General features: G+C 70.5%; 15 protein-coding genes. 9 read left to right on the forward strand and 6 right to left on the reverse strand.

Annotation, left to right across the window (positions count from 1 at the left end; translation table 11 throughout):
• Positions 1-3 precede the first annotated feature (3 nt).
• The 4 genes from ACIPQB_RS12185 (at position 4) to ACIPQB_RS12200 (ending at position 4,069) form a co-directional block, all read left to right on the forward strand.
• The gene (locus ACIPQB_RS12185) at positions 4-588 is read left to right on the forward strand and encodes a DUF6931 family protein (protein ID WP_446485497.1); all 585 of its coding nucleotides are present in this window, start codon (positions 4-6) and stop codon (positions 586-588) included.
• A complete protein-coding gene (gene tagH, locus ACIPQB_RS12190) occupies positions 585-2,150 on the forward strand; it encodes a type VI secretion system-associated FHA domain protein TagH (protein ID WP_446485498.1) in 1,566 nt (521 codons plus the stop codon). Before ACIPQB_RS12185 ends, tagH begins: the two co-directional genes overlap by 4 nt.
• A gap of 19 nt (positions 2,151-2,169) precedes the next feature.
• On the forward strand, positions 2,170-2,469 hold the full coding sequence (locus tag ACIPQB_RS12195) for a PAAR domain-containing protein (RefSeq protein WP_446485499.1): 300 nt from the start codon (positions 2,170-2,172) through the stop codon (positions 2,467-2,469).
• A 61-nt stretch (positions 2,470-2,530) separates the two neighbouring features.
• Positions 2,531-4,069: an amidase gene (locus ACIPQB_RS12200; RefSeq protein WP_446485586.1), complete on the forward strand. Its 1,539-nt coding sequence runs from the start codon at positions 2,531-2,533 to the stop codon at positions 4,067-4,069.
• Here the strand turns inward: ACIPQB_RS12200 and ACIPQB_RS12205 are convergent.
• Complete coding sequence (locus ACIPQB_RS12205; protein WP_446485500.1) at positions 4,066-5,799, reverse strand: phospholipase D-like domain-containing protein; 1,734 nt, start codon at positions 5,797-5,799, stop codon at positions 4,066-4,068. The genes ACIPQB_RS12200 and ACIPQB_RS12205 overlap by 4 nt on opposite strands.
• A 179-nt stretch (positions 5,800-5,978) precedes the next feature.
• On the opposite strand from ACIPQB_RS12205, the gene ACIPQB_RS12210 reads away from it, so the two are divergent.
• The gene (locus ACIPQB_RS12210) at positions 5,979-6,545 is read left to right on the forward strand and encodes a hypothetical protein (protein ID WP_446485501.1); all 567 of its coding nucleotides are present in this window, start codon (positions 5,979-5,981) and stop codon (positions 6,543-6,545) included.
• A 327-nt stretch (positions 6,546-6,872) separates the two neighbouring features.
• Here ACIPQB_RS12210 and ACIPQB_RS12215 read toward each other — a convergent pair whose 3' ends face one another.
• The 4 genes from ACIPQB_RS12215 to ACIPQB_RS12230 all read right to left on the reverse strand — a co-directional run bounded on the left by ACIPQB_RS12215 (position 6,873) and on the right by ACIPQB_RS12230 (position 8,943).
• Positions 6,873-7,214, reverse strand: a complete 342-nt coding sequence (locus ACIPQB_RS12215; protein ID WP_446485502.1) for a type II toxin-antitoxin system PemK/MazF family toxin — start codon at positions 7,212-7,214, stop codon at positions 6,873-6,875.
• Positions 7,201-7,428 carry an AbrB/MazE/SpoVT family DNA-binding domain-containing protein gene (locus tag ACIPQB_RS12220; protein ID WP_446485503.1) on the reverse strand — a complete coding sequence of 76 codons (228 nt, stop codon included), beginning with the start codon at positions 7,426-7,428 and terminating at the stop codon, positions 7,201-7,203. Before ACIPQB_RS12220 ends, ACIPQB_RS12215 begins: the two co-directional genes overlap by 14 nt.
• 31 nt (positions 7,429-7,459) lie before the next feature.
• Positions 7,460-8,365: a CPBP family intramembrane glutamic endopeptidase gene (locus ACIPQB_RS12225; RefSeq protein WP_446485504.1), complete on the reverse strand. Its 906-nt coding sequence runs from the start codon at positions 8,363-8,365 to the stop codon at positions 7,460-7,462.
• Between the two features lie 68 nt (positions 8,366-8,433).
• The gene (locus ACIPQB_RS12230) at positions 8,434-8,943 is read right to left on the reverse strand and encodes a YkgJ family cysteine cluster protein (protein ID WP_446485505.1); all 510 of its coding nucleotides are present in this window, start codon (positions 8,941-8,943) and stop codon (positions 8,434-8,436) included.
• A 97-nt stretch (positions 8,944-9,040) separates the two neighbouring features.
• Between ACIPQB_RS12230 and pepN the strand changes: the two genes are divergently transcribed.
• The 3 genes from pepN to ACIPQB_RS12245 all read left to right on the forward strand — a co-directional run bounded on the left by pepN (position 9,041) and on the right by ACIPQB_RS12245 (position 14,629).
• Complete coding sequence (pepN, locus tag ACIPQB_RS12235) at positions 9,041-11,632, forward strand: aminopeptidase N (RefSeq protein ID WP_446485506.1); 2,592 nt, start codon at positions 9,041-9,043, stop codon at positions 11,630-11,632.
• 176 nt (positions 11,633-11,808) lie between these two features.
• Positions 11,809-14,343: a cell cycle histidine kinase PleC gene (gene pleC, locus ACIPQB_RS12240; RefSeq protein ID WP_446485507.1), complete on the forward strand. Its 2,535-nt coding sequence runs from the start codon at positions 11,809-11,811 to the stop codon at positions 14,341-14,343.
• A 55-nt stretch (positions 14,344-14,398) separates the two neighbouring features.
• The gene (locus ACIPQB_RS12245) at positions 14,399-14,629 is read left to right on the forward strand and encodes a CopG family transcriptional regulator (protein WP_446485508.1); all 231 of its coding nucleotides are present in this window, start codon (positions 14,399-14,401) and stop codon (positions 14,627-14,629) included.
• 143 nt (positions 14,630-14,772) lie between these two features.
• Here ACIPQB_RS12245 and ACIPQB_RS12250 read toward each other — a convergent pair whose 3' ends face one another.
• Positions 14,773-15,261, reverse strand: a complete 489-nt coding sequence (locus ACIPQB_RS12250; RefSeq protein WP_446485509.1) for a hypothetical protein — start codon at positions 15,259-15,261, stop codon at positions 14,773-14,775.
• A gap of 175 nt (positions 15,262-15,436) precedes the next feature.
• Here ACIPQB_RS12250 and ACIPQB_RS12255 point away from each other — a divergent pair, with 175 nt between their 5' ends.
• Complete coding sequence (locus tag ACIPQB_RS12255) at positions 15,437-17,902, forward strand: TonB-dependent receptor (protein WP_446485510.1); 2,466 nt, start codon at positions 15,437-15,439, stop codon at positions 17,900-17,902.
• Positions 17,903-18,043 lie beyond the last annotated feature (141 nt).

Consider the following 18,043-nt stretch of genomic DNA (forward strand, 5'->3'; position numbering starts at 1 on the left):
ACAATGGCCGAGTGGTCACGCGTGAAATGGTCCCAGGCCCAACAGGTGCTGACCGTGCTGGGACACGAGGGCGAGCCGGGCGACGACGTCGGCGCGCCGCCCAAGGCCTATTTCGACACCCTGGTCGAGGCCGGCCGCCTGCATGAGGCGGTGCAGTTCCTGGCCCAGGCCCTGCCGCGCCATGAGGCGGTCGCCTGGGCGGCCCGGTCGGTGAACAGCTTGAGGGGCCAGGCGGGCTCTTCGGCCTCGGCGCGGGCGGTGGAGAACGCCGACGCCCTGAAGGCGGCCCTGCTGTGGGTCCAGGACCCGTCCGAGCCGCGCCGGCGCAAGGCGTTCGCGGCGGCGGAGCTCTGCGGCGACAACAGCGGCGAGCGGCTGGCGGCGATGGCGGCGTTCTTCTCGGGCGGCAGCATCGCCCCGCCCGACTGCCAGCCGGTGGTGGCGCCGCGGGACGCGGCCGGGCGCTTCGCCGCCGGCGCGATCCTGGTCGCGGCCGGCGGCGGGGCCCAGGGGGCGAGCGCGCTGCGCAACTGCCTGGTCGAGGGCGCGACCCTGGCCGTCCAGGGCCTGCGAGGCGCGGCCGCGTGACCTTGATCCTGACCATCAAGAACGTCGCGCAACTGGACAACGGCGAGCCGACCCGGCTGGTGCTCGACCGCCACGGCGCGGTGATCGGGCGCTCGCCGCACGCCGACTGGAGCCTGCCCGATCCGAAGAGCTACATCTCCTCGACCCATTGCGAGATCGATTTTCGCGACGGCGCCTATCTGCTGATCGACAAGAGCACCAACGGCACCTTCGTCAACGGCTCGACGGAACGGCTGACCGCGCCGCATCCGCTGACGACCCAGGACGAGATCACGATCGGCCACTACCGCGTCGTCGCCGAGGTCAGCGGCGTCGCCGCCCCGGCCTCGACCGTCAACAAGGCCCCGGCCGAAGGCTGGGGCTGGGAGGCGCCCGCCGCTTCGGGCTCGCCCCCGGCCTCGCCGGGGTGGGACACGCCGCCGCCGGCCGCGCCCAGTCTCGGCGCGCCGCCCGTGCGCCCCGCCCCCGTCCCCGCCCCCGCAGCGAGCGCCGGCGGATGGGCGCCGGCGCCGGCCGCCCCGTCCGCCGCCTGGGCGCCCGCCACGCCGCCGCCCGCGGCCGCCGATCCGTGGGCCGCCGCCCCGCCGCCGGCGCCCGCGCCGTCCTCCGGTTCCGGCCCGCCGCCGGCCTGGGGTCCGCCCACGCCCAGCGAGCGGTCGGTGGTCGACGCCTGGGGCTCGCTGCCGACGCCCGGCGAAACGGCCCCCGCCCCGCCGCCGGCCGAGTCGGCCAGCGCCATGTCGGGACGCGGGGCCATGGCCCACAGCTGGGCCGCGCCGCAGTTGCAATCGCCTCCGCCGCCTCCACCTGCGCCGATAGCTGAGACCCCCGCGGCCGACGACGTCTGGGGCAAGTTCGTCTCGGTCAACACCGTCGACTGGGGAACCGAGACCTTCGCGGCTCCGCCCGCCCCCGCGCCCATCCCCGTCGCGGCGGCCGCGACCGCCCCCACCTACCCCGCGCAGGCCGGCGGCCAGGAAACCTGGACGGCGTTCCTGGCGGCCGCCGGCCTGAACCCGGCCGACATCAAGGTATCTCCCGCCACCGCCGCCGCCGCCTCGGGCGGCCTAGTCAAGCGGCTGGTGGCCGGACTGGTGCTGATGCTGGACGCCCGCGCCCGGGCCAAGGCCCAGCTGGGCGCCCAGTCGACGGCTCTGAACTTCGACGGCAACAATCCGCTGAAGTTCGCCCGCTCGGCCGACAAGGTCCTGGCCCAGCTGCTGAACGCGCCCGAGCGCGGCTTCATGGACGCCGACCGCGCCGTCGAGGACGCCCTGCAGGACCTGCAGGCCCACCAGATGGCCACCCTGGCGGCGATGCAGGGCGCGCTGCGCTCGACGCTCGACCGCTTCTCCCCCACCGCCATCCGCGAACGGGCCGAGACCCGCGGCCTGCTGGCCCGCATCCTGCCGGGAGCCCGAGACGCGGCCCTGTGGCAGGCCTATGAACGCGAATTCGAAGGCGTGGCCCGCGGCAGCGACGAGGCGTTCATGGATGTGTTCGCCAAGGCCTTCAAGGAAGCCTATGAACAGGCCTCGGCCCAGATGAAGCGCCCCCGATGAACCGCGCGAGGAGACCCTGATGGGAACGCCCGCCGCCCGTATCGGCGACATGCATGTCTGCCCTATGGTCACCCCCGGGGTGCCGCCGATCCCGCATGTCGGCGGCCCGATCATCCTGGGCGCCCCGACGGTGCTGACCGGCAAGATGCCGCAGTCGCGCGCCACCGACACCTGCACCTGCGTCGGCCCGCCGGACATGATCGCCAAGGGCTCGATGACGGTGTTCGTCTGCAAGCTGCCGGCCGCCCGCGTCGGCGACCTGACCGTCCACGGCGGCTCGATCGTGGTGGGCCTGCCCACCGTGCTGATCGGCGGTTAGCGCGTTATCGCGCTTGGTTTCAGGGCGCGCTCAAGGATAGGCTCGAGCCGGAAGCCGTCGGATCGTCGACGCGGCATTCGGGGGCGAGCGCGTGATCCACAAAACCTTGCTGGTCGGCGGCGCGTTCGTCGCGGCGCTGGCGACGACCGCCGCCGCCCGGGAGGCCGCCCCGCCGTCCGCGGTCGCCGCGACCGAGGCTTCGCTGGCCGCCGTCAAGGCCCGCAACGACCAGCTCCACGCCGTCATCGCCCTCAATCCCCACGCCCTGGCCGACGCCCGGGCCCTGGACGCCGAACGCCGGGCCGGCAAGGTCCGCGGGCCGCTGCACGGCGTGCCGATCCTGCTGAAGGACAATATCGAGAGCGCCGACGACACCGCCACCACCGCCGGCTCCCTGGCCCTGAAGGACAACGTCACCGGCCGCGACGCCCCGCTGGTTAAGCGCCTGACCGACGCCGGCATGGTGATCCTCGGCAAGGCCAACCTGTCGGAATGGGCCAATATTCGCTCCAACCACTCGATCAGCGGCTGGAGCGCGGTCGGCGGCACGGTGCGCAATCCCTATGTGTTGGACCGCAGCGCCTGCGGCTCGTCCGCCGGTTCGGGGGCGGCGGTGGCGGCGGGTCTAGCCCCGGCGGCGATCGGCACCGAGACCGACGGCTCGATCACCTGCCCGGCGGCGATCAACGGCCTGGTCGGCCTCAAGCCCACGGTCGGCCTGGTGTCGCGCACCCACATCGTGCCGATCAGCCACAGCCAGGACACCGCCGGCCCGATGACCCGCACGGTCACCGACGCGGCCCAGATCCTGACCGTCATCGCCGGATCAGATCCCGCCGATCCGGCCACCAAGGACGCCGACGCCCACAAGGCCGACTACGCCAAGGGCCTGAGCAAGGACGCCCTGAAGGGCGCGACCCTGGCCGTGGCCCGGTTCTACACCGGTTCTTCGCCGGGGACGGACGCGGTGTTCGAACAGGCGCTGAACGACCTCAAGGCCCAGGGCGCGACCCTGGTCGAGGTCAAGGCGTTCAATGAAGAGCCGATCGGCAAGGCCGAGGGGGTGGTGCTCTATACCGAGCTGAAGGTCGACCTGAACGCCTACCTGGCCTCGACCGACCCCAAGCAGGTCAAGACCCGCACCCTGGCCGACCTGATCGCCTTCAACAAGGCCTCGCCCCAGGAACTGGCATGGTTCGGCCAGGACAGCTTCGAGAAGGCGGAAGCGACCAAGGGCTATGATGACCCAGCCTATATCAAGGCCGCCGCCGACGCCAAGCGCCTGGCCGGTCCCGAAGGCATCGACAAGATCCTCAAGGACGCCGGCGCGGTCGCCATCGTCGCCCCGACCACCGGCCCGGCCTGGACCATCGACCCGCTGAACGGCGACCATTACGGCGGTTCGGCGACCACCCTGCCCGCCGTGGCCGGCTATCCGCACCTGACCGTACCGATGGGCGCGGTCCACGGCCTGCCGGTCGGGCTGAGCTTCATCGGCCCGGCCTGGAGCGAGGCGCGGCTGCTGAGCCTGGGCTACGCCTACGAACAGGCGACGATGCGGCGATTCGAACCGAAGTTCCTGCCGACCGTGGCGCCCTAAGCCTGCAAGCCCAGGAACGACAGCCGGTCGCGTTCCTCGCGGCTGCCGGCCACGAAATAGCGGGCTGACCAGGCGTCGGTGTCGGCCAGGGCGAAGACCTGGTCCAGGGCCACGCCCTTGGCGTCGGCCTCCTTGGTCTTGGCCGCCTCCTTGGAGCGGAACCAGTAGTGCTCGAACATCCGCATGAAGTCGGCGGCGTAGATGTCGGCCACCGCGGTGTCGCCGCGGAAGACCAGGACGTTGGAGTCGTTGGTGTTGGTCGAGTTGCTGGAGAAGTTGGCCGAGCCGGTGACCAGCACCGGGTCGGCTCCGAACGGATCGGCCAGGATGATCTTGGAATGGATGTGGATGCCGGCGTGGTGGAACGACTCGTCGGCCAGGCCGCGGTCGCGGGCCAGCTTGCGCTCCTGGAAGGCGTTGAGCTTGCTGTTCTTGAACACGACCGCCACGGCTGCGGCGTTGCCGGGGTCGGCGTTGATGACGTCGATCTCGCCGCCGAAGCTGCCGGCCTTGTCGGCCAGCAGGAAGCGCATGGCGTCATTGGTGGGGCTGACCAGCACGTCGCGGATGCGCTTGTGCAGCGAGAATGGCGCGCTGACCATCAGCACCTTGGCCGAGGCGCAGATGTCGGCATAGAGCTCCAGCATGTCGTCGCCCGCCTGCGGCGAGAACAGCGGCGTGATCCCGTGCTGCAGCGAGGCCCGCTGCGGCGGTTGCGGCACGGGGGTGATCTGGGCGTTGCGGGCCCGACTGGTCGCGGCGTCGGGATCGGTCTTGAGCAGCTGGAAGCCGGCCTCGTAGCGCAGGGCGACCTGCGGATCGAACACCGCGTGGCCGACATTGAGCTGGCCGTAGACCCCGCCGTCCGTCCAGTTGGTCCCCCCGGTCCACACCGCCACCGGCTCAAGGCCGGCGGCGGTCTTGCGCAGCAGCACCAGGTACTTGTTGTGCATGATCGCGCCGTCGGGCTTGCCGGCCCGCGGGCTGGCGAAGTCGACGCCGTTGTCGGCGATGGCCTTCTCGTTGTCGGCCCGCGTATTGCCCAGGGGGCGGGCGTGATAGACGATCTCGACCTCCGCCCCGCGCGCCTGGGCCTGGACCAGGGCCCGGATCGGCGTCTTCTTCTCGAACTCGTAGACGCAGCCGTGCAGGGCGAAGCCGGGGCCGTCGGCCCGGGCGATGAAGGCGACCAGCGCCTCCTCCAGGCCACGCGACAGCCAGGTCAGGGCCTCGGGGATGGCTTCGGGATCGTTGTCGCCGAACTTGCGGACATAGGCCTGGCTGGCCGCCGCGCCGCGGTTGAAGAACACCTGGGTGTCGGGGCGGCGGTTGTCCTCGGTGCGGATCTCCAGGGTCACCCCGCCGCCGATCAGGTCGAAGGCTCCCGGCCGCTCGGCGTCCTTGCCGGTCGCCAGCACCTGCGCCGGCGTTCCGTAGCGGGCGACCACCCGATAGCGGTACAGCCGGCCCGGCTCGGTGGTGTAGTCGCCCCAGCGGAACTTCTGCAGCGGGGCCCGGGCGGTGGTCACCCATTGGGCGTCGGGATCCGTCTTGAAGCGCAGGGAATTAGGCAGCCAGCGGCGGTCGCCGGTCTCGACATCGGTGCGCTCGATCGAGAAGCCCAGGCAGTCCTGCCGCCGGCCCTCGGCCAGGTCGAAGGCCAGCAGCGTCGCGTGCGTCCCGGCGATCACCCGCACCGTCAGACCGTCCTTCGAAGCTCTCGCCCGCATGACCTTGCCCCCGCTCGCCCCTGTGAAGCGCGAGCATGCGCCTTTCGCAGCTTGGAGACGAGTCACGGTTCGATGAACCTTGTTTGACAAGATCTGGGTCGCCGGCGCGCCCTGGGATTGACCTGCCGTCAAGGTTTTCAGGGTCTTATGGCGGCTTCGAGAACCATGAGAGCGCATGCGTGGCCAAGACCGTCTTCCAGCGGAACCAGAAGGTTTGGGTCGAGAGCGTCGGCGCCTGGGCGACGATCGAGCGCATCGTGCCGATCTGGGCCAAAGGCTTCGACGAGCCGGTGCGGGTCACTTACGACGTGGGCCTCGGCCGCGAGTTCCTGGCCCATGAGCTGAAGGCCGAGGACCGCATCGCCGACGACGGCGGCGTCGCGGTCGCCCACTGGCGCATCCTGCGGGCCCGCAACAAGTGGCAGCAGGAAAGCGACTGCCTGCACCATCCCTATCCGGGCACCTATCCGGTGGTGGTCACCGATCCCAACGACTGGGGCGGCTGGCGCACGCCGGGGGCCGAATACGACCGCGACCCGCGCAAGATCGAGTTCCAGGCCCGGCTGATCGCCGCCGCCCCGCAGCTGCACGCCTTGGCCCGGCAGCTGGTCGAGCTGGCCGCCGACAGTCCCGACGACGCCCCGCCGGCCGTGGTCGCCCTGGCCCAGCGCGCCGCCGCCATCGAGCGGGCCCTGCACGAGGTCCCCGCCGCCGAACAGGGCGTCAGCATCGTCGAGGCGGGCTAGAGCCCGAGGATCCTGGACTGATGCGCCCATCCCCTGATCCGTTTTCCCGGCGAAGGCCGGGATCCAGATCATAGAGCGGGGTGTTTCGGATCGTCGTCCAATGCGACGGCTGAATCTGGGCCCCGGCCTTCGCCGGGGAGACGGAGGAAAATAGCGATTCAGCTGCTCTAGGCGCTGTTGACAGTTAGGCGTTTGGCGGCGGTGGGCCGCCCTCGTCCTTCGACAGGCTCAGGATGAGGGCTACTTCATAGGGCGGTTCAGTAGCCTCATCCTGAGCCTGTCGAAGGACGAGGAATTCGGCCCAAGATCGTCAACTGTCCGCAGATCCTAGCCGCCGTTCAGGCGCTCGCCGACGCGGTCCCGTACGGCCGCCAGCACCTCGGGCGTGACCTTGCCCAGCGCCTCGGCGTCGCGCAGGTCGATGGTGGCGATCTTGGCGGTGCGCACCACCGAGGCGGCGGGCAGGCCGCAGGCGAGGTGATCGTCGACCACGACGTCGCCGGGCCAGACGCGGTTTTCCGCGCTGGTGACCATCAGCACCCACAGCAACCCATGGTCCCGCGCCAGGGCGTCGGCGGCCACGACCAGGGCCGGCCGTCGCTGGCGCGTGGAACGGTCGGTGTAGGGGAATGGGACCTTGATCAGGTCGCCGGCTTCAAAGCTCGCCATAGGCGCGCCGGTCGGCCTCGGAATTCCATTCCTCGAAGGTCGCGAAGGGATCGTCGATCGCCAAGCCCGGCGACGAGACCCGAACCTTGGTCAGCACCACCCGCGCGCCGTCGATCTCGTAGAGCACCTCGTCGCCGGCGCGCAGGCCCAGGGCGGCGCGCACGGGCTGCGGGATCGTGGTCTGGGCCTTGGTGGTCAGTCGGCTGGTGATCATGGGGTCAAGGTAAGGAAAATCCTTGCTGGCTTCAAGCCGCGTCCGCCCGCGCCCGGAAGTTCCCCTTCCGCCACGCCCAGGCCAGCACCACGATCGCCGTCGCCGTACCGACCGCCATGGCCGGGACCGAGGCCTCGGGGCCGAAGGCGCCGCCGCTCAGCCAGTCGGGGGCGCCGGGCCTGGGGACGCTGAGATAGAAACTGTCCCGGACCGGAAAGCCCGAGACCCGCGCGCCCCAGACCCAGCCCTGGGTGAAGTTCCAGGCCGCATGGACGCCCACCGACATCCAGATCCGGCCGGTCAGCAGGTAGAAGGCCGCCAGCATCAGCCCGGCCTCGACGGCGATGGCGACGGCCGCGACCGGGGTGGCGTGCGGATTGGTCAGGTGCAGGGCCCCGAACAGCGCCGCCGATAGAGCCAGGGCCGGCCAGGCGCCGAAGGCCCGCATCAGCAGCCGCAGGACGATGGCCCGCACCACCAGCTCCTCCATCAAGCCCGAGGAGACGCCGACCGTGATCATGCCCCAGGGCGAGGCGGCGCGCGGGCCGCTGACCTGGTAGAGGCCGAGAACCACCAGAAGCCCGACCACGACGCTCAGCATCACCGCCCCGATCGCCAGGCCGCCCAGCAGTTCGGCCGCCGCGGGGCGCAGGGCCAGTTCCGACGGCCACCGCCCCTCGGCCAGCCGCGTCAGGCCGGCATAGAGGCCGTAGGCGGCCGTGCAGAGCGCCAGGGTGACGACGGCCTGCGCCGGTCCCTCGCCCCTGAACAGCATCCCCGGCCAGAGCTGCACGACGGCGATCGCCAGGCCGAACACCAGGAACAACGCCACCGCCCAGCCCAGGGCGCGCAGCCACCGCAGCGGTCCTGGATGCAGGAACCGCCGCGAACCGACATCAAGGCCGACGGCCGGCGACGAAACACGCGTAAGCGACATCACTCAGGTCCCATGAAACTGAAGGCGACCTTTGGCGGGATCAGGCCGGGGTTCAAGTGACGAACTGTTCAGACAGACGTCGCGCCAGGCGGCCAGTCCCGGCCCGAACCTGGACGCCGCAGACGGCCGTGGGCGGCGAAGGCCACCGCCGGCCGCACGACGCCCAGGTCGATCTCGCCGCCGCTCGGGGCCAGGCGCCAGCAGCGCCGCCCCACCCAGATCCGCACCTCCAGCCCGTCGGCTGCCCCAGCCGCGGCCCAGCCCCGCAGGGTGGCCTCGAACGGGGGCCTGCGCCAGGCGGCGGGCTGGGTCGGATCGAGCTCGACATTGATCACCCGGCCGCCGTCGCTGGCGTGCAGCACGAAGCCGCTGCGATCGGGACGCCAGGTCTCGTCCAGGCGCGCGTCCAGCAGCCAGTCGCAGGCGAAGTCGGCGCAGCCGCGGGGCCGGGCCTCGTAGACCCCGCAGCCCCTGTCGCGCTTGAAATAGCGGCACCAGACGTGCGGCGCCTTCTCCAGTTCGCGCACGCCGATCAGCTTGCAGCACTGGCCGCACGCGCCGCATTCCCGTCCGGCCATGAACCGTCCCCAGATCGATGGCGGCAGTCGCAGACAAAACGCCGATCGGGTCAAGTGCGCCCTCGCCCTGCCGCGCCGCCTTGCCTACATTGCCCGGATGCGCACAGACACGCCCCAGCCGGTCCGGCTTTCGGACTACCGCCCGTTCCCGTTCCAGATCGAGACCACCGCCCTGGCGTTCCAGCTGGAGCCCGCGGCGACGCGGGTCCGGGCGACCCTGGCCATCCGGCGCAGCGGCGCGGCCGCCGAGCCGCTGTTCCTGCACGGCGAGCGGCTGAAGCTGATCTCGGCGGCGATCGACGGCGAGGTCCTCGGCGCCAACCAGTACAGCCTGGACGGCGAAGGCCTGACGATCCACCAGGTTCCCGACGCCTTCACCCTGACCACCGAGGTCGAGATCGACCCGTCGGCCAACAAGGCGCTGATGGGCCTGTACATTTCCGGCGGCCGGTTCTGCACCCAGTGCGAGGCCGAGGGCTTCCGCACCATCACCTTCTTCCCCGACCGCCCCGACGTGCTGAGCCGCTACACGGTGCGGATCGAGGCCGACCAGCGGTTCGCCCACCTGCTCAGCAACGGCAACCTGGTAGAGTCCGGCGAACTCGACGACGGCCGTCACTTCGCGGTGTGGAACGACCCCTTCCCCAAGCCCGCCTATCTGTTCGCCCTGGTCGCCGGCGAGCTGGACGTACTGGAGGACCGCTTCACGACGATGAGCGGCCGCGAGGTGGCGCTGAAGGTGTTCGTCGATCCCGGCCAAGCCCCGCGCGCCGCCTACGCCCTGGACAGCCTCAAGCGGGCGATGAAGTGGGACGAGGAGGCGTTCGGCCGCGAATACGACCTGGACCTGTTCATGATCGTCGCCGTGCGCGACTTCAACTTCGGGGCCATGGAGAACAAGGGGCTGAACATCTTCAACAGCTCCCTGCTGCTGGCCGCGCCCGAAACCGCCACCGACCAGGACTACGAGCGCATCGAGAGCGTCGTCGCCCACGAATATTTCCACAACTGGACCGGCAACCGCATCACCTGCCGCGACTGGTTCCAGCTGTGCCTGAAGGAAGGCCTGACGGTGTTCCGCGACCAGAGCTTTTCCGCAGACATGCGCGGCGAGGCGGTGCAGCGGATCAAGGACGTCAAGGCCCTGCGCGCCCGCCAGTTCGCCGAGGACGCCGGCCCCCTGGCCCACCCGGTGCGGCCGTCGAGCTATCTGAAGATCGACAACTTCTACACCGCGACGATCTACGAGAAGGGCGCCGAGCTGATCCGGATGCTCAAGACCCTCCTGGGCGCCGAGATCTTCCGCCAGAGCCTGGACCTCTATTTCGCGCGCCACGACGGCGAGGCGACCACGGTCGAGGCCTTCATCGCCTGTTTCGCCGACGCCTCGGGCCGCGACATGGGCGATTTCTTCACCTGGTACGAACAGGCCGGCACGCCGACGGTGTCGCTGGCCCACGCCTATGACGAGGCCGCCCAGGCGCTGGAGATCACCCTGGCCCAGTCGACCGCCCCGACCCCCGGCCAGTCCAACAAGCAGGCCCTGCCGATCCCGGTGACCATCGGCCTGCTCGACGTCGAGGGCCAGGCCCTGCGCGACAGTGAGGTCGTGCTGCTGGACGGCCCGAGCAAGACCGTGCGCTGGGACGGCGTGGCCAAGACGCCGGTGATCTCGGCCCTGCGCGGCTTCTCGGCCCCGGTCAATCTGAGCACCGACGCCCGGCCGGCCGACCGCTACATCCAGTTCGCCGCCGACGCCGACCTGTTCAACCGCTGGGAAGCCGGCCAGACCCTGGCCCGGGCCCTGATCCTCGGCCGCACCGCCGGCGTTCCCGACGAGGTCGGCGAGGAGCGCTACGCCGACGCCCTGGGTCGGGCCCTGGTCGACGACGCCTCCGACCCCGCGTTCAAGGCCCTGCTGCTGCCCCTGCCCAGCGAGGGCGACCTCAGCCTGGCCGTCGATCCGGTCGATCCGGCCGCGATCCACGCGGCCCGCGACCACCTGAAAGCCCGGATCGCCGTCCACCTGGGCGACCTGCTGCGCCGCCTGCACGGCGACCTGCAGGGCGACGGCGAATTCTCGCCCGACGCCCGGGCGGCCGGCAGGCGGGCCCTGCGCAACGGCTGCTGCGACCTGCTGGCGGCCGACCCTCACGCCGTAAACGTCGACCGCGTCGTCGGCCACTTCCAGAGCGCGGCCAACATGACCGACGCCATGGGCGGGCTGTCGGCCCTGGTGCAGATCGGCGGCCCGCCGGCCGAAGAGGCCCTGGCCGCCTTCCACGCCCGCTGGCGCGAGGAGCCGCTGGTGCTGGACAAGTGGTTCGCGGTCCAGGCCCGCGACCCGGGCGAAGGGGCGATCGGCCGTATCCTGGCCCTGACCGCCCATCCCGATTTCGACGCCGGCAATCCCAACCGCCTGCGGGCCCTGGTCCAGGGCTTTTCCAGCGGCAATCCGGCCCAGTTCCACGACGAGAGCGGGGCCGGCTACCGTTTCCTGGCCGACCAGATCCTGGCCGTCGACGGCTTCAACCCGATGACCGCGGCCCGGCTGGTCGAGCCGCTGGGGGGCTGGCGGCGCTATATCCCGGCGCTTGGCGAGCGGATGCGCGAGCAGCTGCAGCGCATCGCCGGTCACGCCGGCCTGTCGAAGAACGTGCTGGAGCTGGTGTCGCGGGCCCTGGACTGATCGCCGTACAGCCGCGCTTGGACGCCAGTTTGCGGCGATTCGTCGGCGCCTGGGTTGCGACTAAAGGGCCCATCTGGGATGAAAGTCTTCGTTCTGCGGTGACGCGCCGGCGCCGCCTGCGGTAGATTCACCATGTCGGCGAAGTGACTCGCCAGGAATCTCGGGAGCATCTGGCGTTGGAGCGTGGCGGGGCGAGGACCGGGAGGCTGGCTGACGCTGGCCTTTCGGCGGCGGGCGCAGCCCGCGCGCGCGCCGCGCGGTCGCCTTCCCAGGCCTATGTGCGCGTGGCCATCCTGGCCGCCCTGCTGCTGCTGGCCGTCTACACCGCCTTCGCCGTCAACCGCCTCAAGCACGAGGCCGACGCCCCGCCCGGCGGCGCGCCGCTGAGCGCCCAGGCGCGGATCATGGCCGGGGGGGTCGAGACCAACCTGGCCGCCCAGCGGGCCGGGCTGTCGGCCGCCGCCGACCTGCTGCAGCGCGATCCCGGCGCCCCGATCGACGCCGCCGAGACCGCCCTGCGCGCCGCCGGCGGCGAGGCCATGGCCGTCGCCGTGGTCGGCCCGTCCGACGTCCTGGCCGTGGCCGGCCGCGACACCGCCGCCGACTGGAAGGCCGCCGCCCGCGCCGCCGCCGCCTCGGGCCGAAGCGTCTGGATCGGCGCAGTCGGCGAGACCGGCCGGCTCTATGTCGCCATGGCCGCTCCGGCCGGCGGGACCCGCGACTTCGTCATCGCCGCCAGCGATCCCTCCCGCCTGGTCGCCGAACCCGCCAAGGGCGCGGCCGGAGCCCTGATGCTGGCCGACGGCCAGATGCTGGCTTCGGCCGGCCATCCTATCCAGGGCGCGACCAGCCTGCGCGAGGCCTTCTCCCTGTCGGTCGGCGACGTCGGCGACGGGGCGACCGCCCTGCGCGGCCAGGCCGCCGACGGCCGCATCCTCGACGTCGCCCTCCAGCCGGTCGCCCAGGGCGCCCTGCTGACCGCCGCCGCCGCGCCGTCTCACACCGTGGCCAACATCGATCGCCAGGTGATGGAGGGGGCCTTCTCGCTGCTGGCCCCGCTGGCCGTCGGCATGGCCCTGGCCCTGATGCTGCTGCTGCAGAGCCGCGGCGTCGAGACCGCCCAGCGCGAATTCGTCGACAGCGAGCAGCGCTTCCGCCTGGCCGTCGAGGCCGCCCGCTGCGGCATCTGGGAATGGGAGCTGGGCGTCGACCAGGTGTTCATGTCCGACGTCACCGGGGCGATGTTCGGGTGGGGCGGCGGCGGCGTGGTCGGCGGCCAGGAGCTGCTGGAGCGGGTCTCGGTCGACCATCGCGACAAGGTCCGCCAGGCCCTGGCCAACGCCGCCATGTACGGGGCCTTCGACGTCTCGTTCCGGGTGCCGGGGCGCGACGGCGGCCGCTCGATCTGGATCGACGCCCGCGGCCAGGGCTTCGGCAAGCCGGGCGAGGACGGCTATTCCCGGATCATCGGCGTGGCCCTGGACGTCACCGAGGAGCGCCTGGCCCAGGCCCGCGCCCAGGCCGCCGAGAACCGCCTGCGCGACGCCATCGAGAGCGTGTCCGAGGCCTTCGTGCTGTGGGACCGCCAGGGCCGGCTGCTGATGTGCAACCGCAACTACCGCAACGTCTTCAATCTCGAGCCCAAGCTGCTCAAGCCCGGCGCCCCGCGGGCCGAGGTCAACCGCTTCGCGGCCCTGGCGATCAAGCACGACCAGCCGGCCCCCGACGGCGCCAAGGGCGTGCGCGAGGCCGAGCTGAACGACGGCCGCTGGATCCAGATCAGCGAGCGCCGCACCGCCGAGGGCGGGCTGGTGATGACCGCCGCCGACATCACCGCCATCAAGAACCAGGAAGAGGCCCGCCGCCTCAACGAGGAACAGCTGCAGCACGCCGTCGCCGGCCTGGAGCGCAGCCAGGAACAGCTGGCCGAGCTGGCCCGCAAGTACGAGATGGAGAAGGTCAAGGCCGAGGGCGCCAACAAGGCCAAGAGCGAGTTCCTGGCCAACATGTCGCACGAGCTGCGCACGCCGCTGAACGCCATCAACGGCTTCTCCGAGATCATGATGAACGAGATGTTCGGCCCGCTCGGCGACCAGCGCTACAAGGGCTATTGCCTGGACATCCACAACTCTGGTCAGCACTTGCTGGCTTTGATCAACGACATCCTCGACATGTCGAAGATCGAGGCCGGCAAGATGAACCTGAAGTTCGAGCCGCTGAACCTGCAGGACGTCACCGAGGACGCCGTGCGCCTGGTGCGCAACCGGGCCGAGGCCGCCGGCCTGAAGCTGGAGATCGATTTCCCGGTCCTGCCGGAGGTCGAGGCCGACTATCGCGCCGTCAAGCAGGTGCTGCTGAACCTGCTGTCCAACGCCATCAAGTTCACCCCCCGGGCCGGCCGCGTCACCGTGCGGGCCGAGACCCGCCGCGACCCGCTGGGCGAACGGGTGCGGGTCTCGGTCACCGACACCGGCATCGGCATCGCCGCCGAGGACCTGGCCCGCCTGGCCCGGCCGTTCGAACAGGTCGAGAGCCAGCACGCCAAGACCACCCAGGGCACGGGCCTGGGCCTGGCCCTGACCAAGTCGCTGGTCGAGATGCACGACGGCGCCCTGGAGATGTCCAGCACCCCCGGCGACGGCACCACCGTCAGCTTCATCCTCCCCGTCCGCCAGAGTCTGCCGGCCCTGCGCGACTTCGCGGCGGCGTAGGGGCGGGGTGAAGCGGCAGCTTGACGCGGCACGATTAGGGTCTGACGCTCTTGCCATGCGCACGACCTTGACCCTTGACGACGATGTCTTGGCAGCCGCCAAGGCCATCGCCGCCGAGCGCGGCGTCACGATCGGTCGCGCGCTTTCAGATCTGGTGCGCCAGGCCCTTGAGGCCTCGCCGCCGTCCGTCGCCACACGGAATGGCGTGCCTCGACTTCCACGCCGATCGGACACCCGCCCGGTCACGCTCGCCATGGTCAACAGGCTGCGCGACGAATTTCCGTGAGTTGAACAAAGAGCTGTGCTTTCCTTCCTCCGTCTCCCCGGCGAAGGCCGGGGTCCAGATTCATTCTGAGCGACTCGTGGGTTTCACCTGGACCCCGGCCTACGCCGGGGAGACGGGGTTTGGGATATGGCGAGGGACCCCGTTTAAACCCGCCGCCACGCCAGCATGTGCGGATAGGCCGGGGGGCCGTCCGGCGGAGCGCGGCCGGGTTCGTGGGTCAGGCCGCGCCAGGCCAGGATCGGCGCGCCAACATAGCCGCCTTGGGTGAAGTTCTCGATCAGGGCCCGCGCCTCGCCCTTGTAGCCGCCGGCGTGGAACAGCACGGCCGCATCCAGGTCCATGGCCAGAGCGGCGGCGAACGACCAGGCGATCGCGCCCATCTCCTCGCCGGGATCGTCGGAGACCCCGTCCGCGCCGGGCTCGCCGAGGGCCAGGTGACCCGCCTCGTGCAGCAGGTCGCCCGGCCAGGCCAGGCGCGCCGCGTCGACCTGCAGCACACCGCCCGCCACCGTCACCCCGGGCAGAAGGGTCGCCTGATCCAGGACGGCCGGCTCGACCGTGAAGCCGACGCCGCGCAGGAAGGCCACGATGCGGGCGACCAGGGGGTCGCTGAAGTCCTCGGCGCCGACCATCCCGTCCCTCCGTAGGCCCGCGTTTCGCCCGACCGGATCAAAGCCGCTGCGGCCTTGTCCGTAAAGGCCGCCGAGGCGTCACAAACCCTTCGCGGAACCCTCGCCGAAGCGTCGCAGGCTTGCCCTACGACGCCGAAACCGAGAGCCCGCTTGGGCTGCGCCCAGGGGAAATCGCATGTCCATCAAATCTCATCGCCAGGCGCTTCTGGCGGCCTGCGCGTTCGCCGCCTTGACGATCGCCGCGCCGGCCTTCGCGACGCCCGCCGAACCCGCCCCCGGCGTCGACGCCGCCGCCGCGCCGGCCGACGGCGACAGCATGGCCGTCGAAGGCCTGGTGGTCACCATGACCAAGACCACGCGTTCGGCCGTGACGCTGGGCGCGACGGAAATGCAGAAGCTGCTGCCGGGGATCAATCCGCTGGGCGCCATCCAGACCCTGCCGGGCGTTTCCTACCAGACCGCCGATCCCTGGGGGAACAACGAGCAGAACACCTCGCTGTTCGTGCACGGCTTCAGCATTCAGCAGCTGGGCTTCACCCTCGACGGCGTGCCGCTCGGCGACCAGCAATATGGCAACTACAATGGCCTGTCGCCGCAGCGCGCGGTGATCAGCGAGAACGTCGCCCGCGTCACCCTGTCGTCGGGCGCCGGCGACCTGGGCGTGGCCTCGACCAGCAATCTGGGCGGCGCGATCGAGACCTTCACCCGCGACCCGTCGGCCGAGCGCGGCGGTCAGGTCCAGCAGACCCTGGGCAGCCATGCGGCCACCCGCAGCTATCTGCGGCTGGAGACCGGCGACCTGGGCGGCGGCAATTCGGCCTATGTCTCGTTCCTGCATCAAGACCAGCGCGCCTGGGACTTCAAGGCCCACCAGCGCGGCAACCAGTTCAACGGCAAGTTCATCCACGACGGCGAACGCGGCAAGCTGACGGCCTTTGTCGACTATTCCAAGAAGGTCGAGCCCAACGAGGACTCGATCGTCCATCCGAACACCGGGACCAACGTCCACCTGGCGACCGACCAGAGCGAGCCCTACACCCGCCCGTTCCTCTATCCCGACTACGACGCGGCCCTGGCCTATCTGTCGACGGGGGGCGCGCCGCCGGTCGCCGACGGCAACAACTTCCGCAACTATCACAGCGCCGCCCAGCGCATGGACGCCCTGGCCTACGTCAAGTACGACTACAAGGTCACCGACAGCGTCACCTGGTCCAACCAGGTCTATTTCCACCATGACGAGGGCCGCGGCGTCGTCGCCGGCCCGATCAATCAGGCCGGCCTGCCCGCCCTGTTCGCGGTCTATTATCCGAACCAGGACCTGAAGACGGTGTTCGGCGGCACCGGCTACGCCGTGCGCACCACCGAATACCTGATCAATCGCGGCGGGGTGATCTCCAACGGCAATTGGACGATTGGCGATCACCAGGTCGAGGCCGGCGTCTGGTACGAGCACAACAAGTCGTCGACCCAGCGCGCCTGGTACCCCTTCGCCGCCTCGTCGACCGACCTGACGCCCTACAACGTGCCGACCAACAAGAACTTCACGCAGTACGCCAGCCAGATCAACAATGACGTCGTGCAGCTGCACCTGCAGGACCAGTGGCGGATCCGCCCCGACCTGCTGTTGCAAGCCGGCGTCAAGTCCAGCCTGCAATACGCCAAGGGCGCGGTGCCGATCCAGCAGAAGAACCTGGCGACCAACACCAATCCGACCCTGCTGCCGACCGGCGAGATCGACACCAAGAAGTGGTTCCTGCCGCAGCTGGGGGCGATCTGGGACGCCACCGACAATGAGCAGGTGTTCATCAACGTCCAGAAGAACCTGCGCCAGTTCGTGACCTACGGCGCCGGCGGCCTGTCGCCCTGGAGCCTGGGCAGCCAGGCGGCCTTCGACCTGTTCAAGAAGACCGCCGAACCGGAGAGCGCATGGACCTACGAACTGGGTCTGCGCACCCATCACGAGCTGGCCGCCGGCCCGATCACCGGCTTCCAGGTCCAGGCCAGCGTCTACCACGTCGACTTCTCCAACCGCCTGCTGCAGACCAGCTCGACGCCGGTGATCTCGTCGCTGGTGGCTGGGGCGGCGATCCTGTCCAATGTCGGCAGCGTCAAGACCGACGGCGTCGACGTCGCCGCCACCTTCAACCTCGGCCCGCACGTCTCGTTCTATGACGCGGTGTCGTACAACCGCTCGAAATACCAGGACGACTACGCCACGCGCAGCTATGTCGACACGACCGGCAAGACGATCACCAACCCCGATCCCACCAAGCCGGTCATGGTGCCGACCGCCGGCAAGTCCGTGCCCAACTCGCCCGCCTGGCTGAACAAGTTCGTGGCCAGCGCCAACTTCGGGCCGTTCGACGCCCAGCTGGTCGGCGACTACGTCGGCAAGCGCTACGCCACCTACACCAACGACCTCCAGGTCGGCAGCTACTTCCTGCTGGGCCTGCAGGCCTCCTACAGCCTGCCGGTCTCGGCGGACTTCGTGCTGAAGACCCCCAAGATCAGCCTCAATGTCACCAATCTGGCGAACAAGAAGGGCGACCTCGAGCTCGTGGTCGGCCAGCCGACCAACACCTACAACACCTACTCCATCCCGCCCCGGCAGTACTTCGTCACCCTGTCGGCGGGCTTCTAGGGCAGAGCGGCTCGCCGCCGATCCTCCCCTCAGGTCGGCGAGCCATGCTCGCGTCGAACGCCCCGGACCCGCGTCCGGGGCGTTTTTCGTCGGGCGCATCGGAATACTTAGCCAAAAGCCAAACTATCCATTGACGATCGC

It is taken from the genome of Caulobacter sp. LARHSG274 (assembly GCF_052871235.1).